General features: G+C 68.4%; 4 protein-coding genes and 1 pseudogene. All 5 read right to left on the reverse strand.

Going from position 1 to position 4345, the window contains the following annotated elements; translation table 11 throughout:
- Positions 1-40 precede the first annotated feature (40 nt).
- Positions 41-460: pseudogene (locus AC0Z6F_RS22465) on the reverse strand (IncC plasmid conjugative DNA transfer DtrJ family protein); the annotation flags it as partial.
- On the reverse strand, positions 457-2649 hold the full coding sequence (traD, locus tag AC0Z6F_RS22470) for a type IV conjugative transfer system coupling protein TraD (protein WP_003116813.1): 2193 nt from the start codon (positions 2647-2649) through the stop codon (positions 457-459). The pseudogene AC0Z6F_RS22465 and the gene traD, both read right to left, overlap by 4 nt.
- A 4-nt stretch (positions 2650-2653) precedes the next feature.
- Positions 2654-3202: an integrating conjugative element protein gene (locus AC0Z6F_RS22475; protein ID WP_485619604.1), complete on the reverse strand. Its 549-nt coding sequence runs from the start codon at positions 3200-3202 to the stop codon at positions 2654-2656.
- Positions 3199-3768, reverse strand: coding sequence for a transglycosylase SLT domain-containing protein (locus AC0Z6F_RS22480; RefSeq protein ID WP_003050289.1), 570 nt, complete (start codon positions 3766-3768; stop codon positions 3199-3201). Before AC0Z6F_RS22480 ends, AC0Z6F_RS22475 begins: the two co-directional genes overlap by 4 nt.
- A 2-nt stretch (positions 3769-3770) precedes the next feature.
- Positions 3771-4345, reverse strand: a 575-nt coding sequence (locus AC0Z6F_RS22485) for a TIGR03759 family integrating conjugative element protein (protein WP_485618653.1), incomplete at its 5' end; no start/stop codon positions are given.

The raw sequence follows: 4345 nt of genomic DNA on the forward strand, positions 1-4345 counted from the left end.
CCAGGAAGGTGAGCGTCGTGAAGGCCACAGCTATCCATTAACTCTCGTCCCCGCCATCGACCTAACTAATATCGCAGCGGAAGTTGCGGCTCTGCCCGTGGCTGGGCGCGCGGACGCGCTCGGCGGTCTGGCTCATGCGCTCCAGCAACCCCGAGCGCACGAACACCCACTCGTACCCGGTATCCACCAACTCGTGCGCCGTGCGCCCGGGCTCCTGTACCACCACGCTGCGCGTGAAGTGGTTGGACAGGTGCCCGAGTTCGTACCGCAGCATCTGCTGGGAGTGGCGCCAGCCCTGGTCCTTCCAGAACAGGTGCATGCCGGCGCACTCCACCACGATCGAGAACAGCAGCGAGCCAATGAGCACCCCGAGCAGCCGGAACGGTAAGGTGATGGTGCCGACGATCAAGCCTTGGCGATGGTTCTGCTCCCGCTGCGCGGTCGAGGCGGCATCCTTCATGGCACGGCCTCGTTGCCCGCGCCATCGTCGGCGCCGGTGGCCACCGCGCCGGGCTCGGCCGCAGCGGCATCGTCCAGCAGGTCGTCGGGCAAGGCCGCATCCTGCAAGGCCGACGAGCTGGTGAACTCCCACCACTGCGTGGCCTCGCTGTAGCTCTGGCGCATGTACCCGGCCAGTTGCTGCAGGTCCGCCGGCATCACTTCATCCGGGTCCGGCGCCGGCAGCGGCATACGCACCTTCCAGAGCTGGCCGCCCTGCAGCAGCGCGAAGCACTGGCCCTTGGGCAGGCCGACGACGTGTGACGGCTCGATCATCGGCACGCTGGCCATGCTGATGCGGTCCTGGGTGTTCGACGTGAAATCCGTCGCGCCGCGGATGTCTGAGCTGTCCGTCGCGCCCGAGACGATGGTGGTTGTATAGACCTCGACCTTCGGCAACTGCCTCGTCAGCAGTTCCGCGGTGGCCGTCTCGCGCACGCGCAACATGAATAAATTGTTGAAATTCCCGATCACTTGGCCGGCCTTCGCGCGATTTCCGATGCGGGCCTCGATGTCCGAGAGCGTCTGCGTGTACGCCGTGACTTGCAGGCCGGCACCGCCGCCCTTGTTGATGAGCGGGATGAATTCATCGCCCATCAGTTCATTGAATTCGTCCGCGTGCACGTTGATCGGCACGCGAGCGCCAGCCACTGCGCCGGGCAGGCCATCGTCGATTCCGTGCTTGTAGATGTGTCCGGCCACCGAAACCAGGTCAGAGAACATCGAATTGCCGACCGCTGCGGCGACCTCGGCGTCAGACAACGCATCCAGACCCACATAGACGATGGCCCGCTTTCGGATGACCTGCATCCAGTCGAAGATCGGGCGCGGGTCGGCCAGGTCGGAGTAGTTCGGCGCCAGGAGCTGGGCGATCTTGCCGCTCGTGAGCTTTTCCAGCAGCGGCAGCAGCGATGCAACGATCTTGTCGAAGTAGGTCTTGTCGTAGCGCACCGCCGAGCGCAGGCCATCGAGCACAGGGTCGTAGTTGCGCGCCTGGGAGAGGTATTGCTCCAGCGCCACCACACGCTTCTCGCGCCCGATCATGTTCCTTGGGATGTTCTTCTCGTTGAGCTTGGCCTCGATCTGGACGATCACCTCCCAGGCCTTGGGCTCCGTCTTGGCAAAGTAGTGCTGGGCGTACTCAATGAACAGCGCGTCGATGTTGATGACGTGGCGCTGGATCAGCATGTAGTCCGGGCGCTGCCCCAGTTCCACCAGGGCGCGGGCGATGATGTTCACGAAGCGCCATGCGAACTCGCGGAACGCCGCGCTGTTGCCTTCGCCGGAGAGCTGCCCCGCGATGCGTGTCGCCACTTCCGAGATCCGACCGAAGCGGCCCACGGCGTTGTAGCGGGCGCTGATTTCCGGCCAGCCCAAGTGGAAGATGTAGAACTCGCCTTCGCGGCCAGCGCGCTGGGCTTCGACGTACATCCGTTTCAAGAGATCGGCATCCCCCTTGGGGTCGATGACGATGACGACCTCATGCTCGCCGGCAGCATTCCTGCGGCGGATGTCCTGCGTGACGAACAACTCGGCCAGGCGCGTCTTGCCCACCCGCGTGGTGCCCAGCACCAGCGAGTGCCCGACGCGCTCGCCCAGCGGCAGGCTGACGTCCACTTCGTCGGGCTCGATGCCGTGCAGCCTTGGCAGGCCGCCGACAGGCGGCAACGGGCGCACGGGGTTGAAAGGCGCGTCCCAGCCGGTGAGCTTCGGCAGGCGCGAGAGCGGCAATGGCGCGAACTCCAGCCGTTCCTCCAGGCGCCTGGTCAGCCGGTAGGCCGGCGTCGGCTCGACGTAGCGGCGGAACTCGGGCCGGTACGTCTGCATCAGCCGATGCGTGTGCTTCTGCTCCCAGAGAAAGCCGCGCCCCACGAATAGGCGCTGCTGGCTGACCGGCACGTCCTTGCTGGTCATCACGTAACGCGGCAGACGGCGGATGTTGCGCCGGTAGCGCAGGATGATGCGGGCATCGCGGTAGCGGATCGCGCCGTAGGCGCCGAACGCCAAGGCGCTGCCGATGCCCATGGCCGGGCTCAGCGCGAGCGACCATGGGGCCACCAGGCACAGAAACGCGGCGCCTGCACACGCCGCGACGGTGTATAGCTCCACCGCTGGGCGTAGCAGAACCTCGACCGGCTGTTTGCCCGACATGGCTTCATTGCTCGATGCCGGTGGCCGTGATCAGCGCCGGGTAGTGCCGCAGGCCCAGGCGATCGGCCAGGTCGTCGCCGGCCACGGGCGCGAGCGGCACGCCCGGCACCAGGGCGCGCAGCCGCGCCAGGCCCTGCGCGGTCTCGACGTTGACGACCAGGCCGACCGCGCCACGTTCGCGCAAAGCGGCGGCGCGGCGCTGCAACCAGGCCCGGGAAGCCTCGTCGTCGCCGATGACCACGAACGGCCGCAGGCCGGGCGCTTCGATCACCCGTCGCGCGACGGTGCCGGGCGTGAGCTTGGCGCTGCGCACCGGCAGCATCGCGGCTTCGTCCGCCCGTGTGGCAGGAACCTGGGGCGTCGGGATGGACGGCCGCGCCGGTGCGTTGGCGCGCGGCTGGAGATTAGGGGCGGCGTAGTGTGGCAAGACCGACGCGCCGCCAAGGTCCTCGACAACGATCAGTGGCTCGCCGGCACGCGCGGCCAGCGGCAGGCCTGACCACAGCCTGAATAGGCCCGTGCACGCGAGATGGGCGGGATGGGGTTTCGTCATGGGGAGGTCTCCTGGCGCGCCGCGAGGACCGCGGCGGCTGGTCGCGTGCCCTGCACGCGGGCAAGGTGGCGCGACACGCTGCGCCGATAGCGGGCGGCGGGCTCGCCGCCTGCGGGGCGGTGGTAGCGGCCGATCGCCAGCAGCCAGTCCTCGCCGGGGGTGTGCTGCTCCTTCAGGATCTCGGCGGCAACGGCCAGGTTGCGATACGGATCCAGCAGGTCGCACGCGCCGGTAAAGCGGTGCTTGTGGTAGCCGAGGTTGATCTGGCCCAGGCCCGCATCAATGCGCGTGTGCGGCGTGGCGCGCATCGCCTGCTGCAGGCCAGCGCAGGCGTCGGCGCGCGTGGCGAAGCGGCGCGACTGGCCGGCGACGTTGAGGGACCACGGCCACGGCACCAGGCGCCCGTTGCGCCGGATGCCGCTCTCCTGCAAGGCCACGGCGTAGAGCACGGTCGAGGGGATGCCTGCGCGCTGGGCGGCAAGCTGGTAAGCCGGTGGCGGAACCTCCTGGGCCAGGGCGGCAACGGCATACAGGCCGGCAGTGAGCACCAGTGCGCGCAGGGGCATGGCTACGGCTGGCGCTGCCATTGGCCGTTCACTTCGCGCACGGCGGCGGGCAGATCGCCGGGCAGGCCCAGTGACAGCCAGCGGCCGCCGTCGTGGTTGAGCGTGATGCTGCCGGCGCGCACGCGCGCCGGGTCGATCTGCGCGCGCTTGGCCCAGTCGCGGATGCGCGCGTCATCCTGGCGGCTGCCCACCATGTACAGGTCGAACTCCGCGCCCGAGGATTGCAGGCGCTGCACGAGCTGTCCGCAGGCTGCGCAGCCGTCCTTAACGAACACCGCCATGCGGCCGCTGCCGCGCAAGGGACTGCTGGATGGGCCGGCGCCCGGCTTGTCGTCGGGCAGGTTCACGCGCTGCATCCCCGGATTCAGGCGCTGCCAGGCCTCGTCGTAGGCGCGCTGGTAGGCGAGCAGCTTCTCGACGCGGCGCGCTTCCACCTGCACCTGCAGTTCCGCATAGCGGCGCCGTTCTTCGTCCGTGCGAGCTTCGATGCCCAGGGCGGACAGCGGGTCCAGGTTGGGCGAGTAGATACCCAGCGGCCCATCCATCAGCTCGCGGTAGCGTGCCCATTCTTGTGGCT

The organism is Stenotrophomonas sp. 1L-E-5-B-C3 (assembly GCF_057292075.1).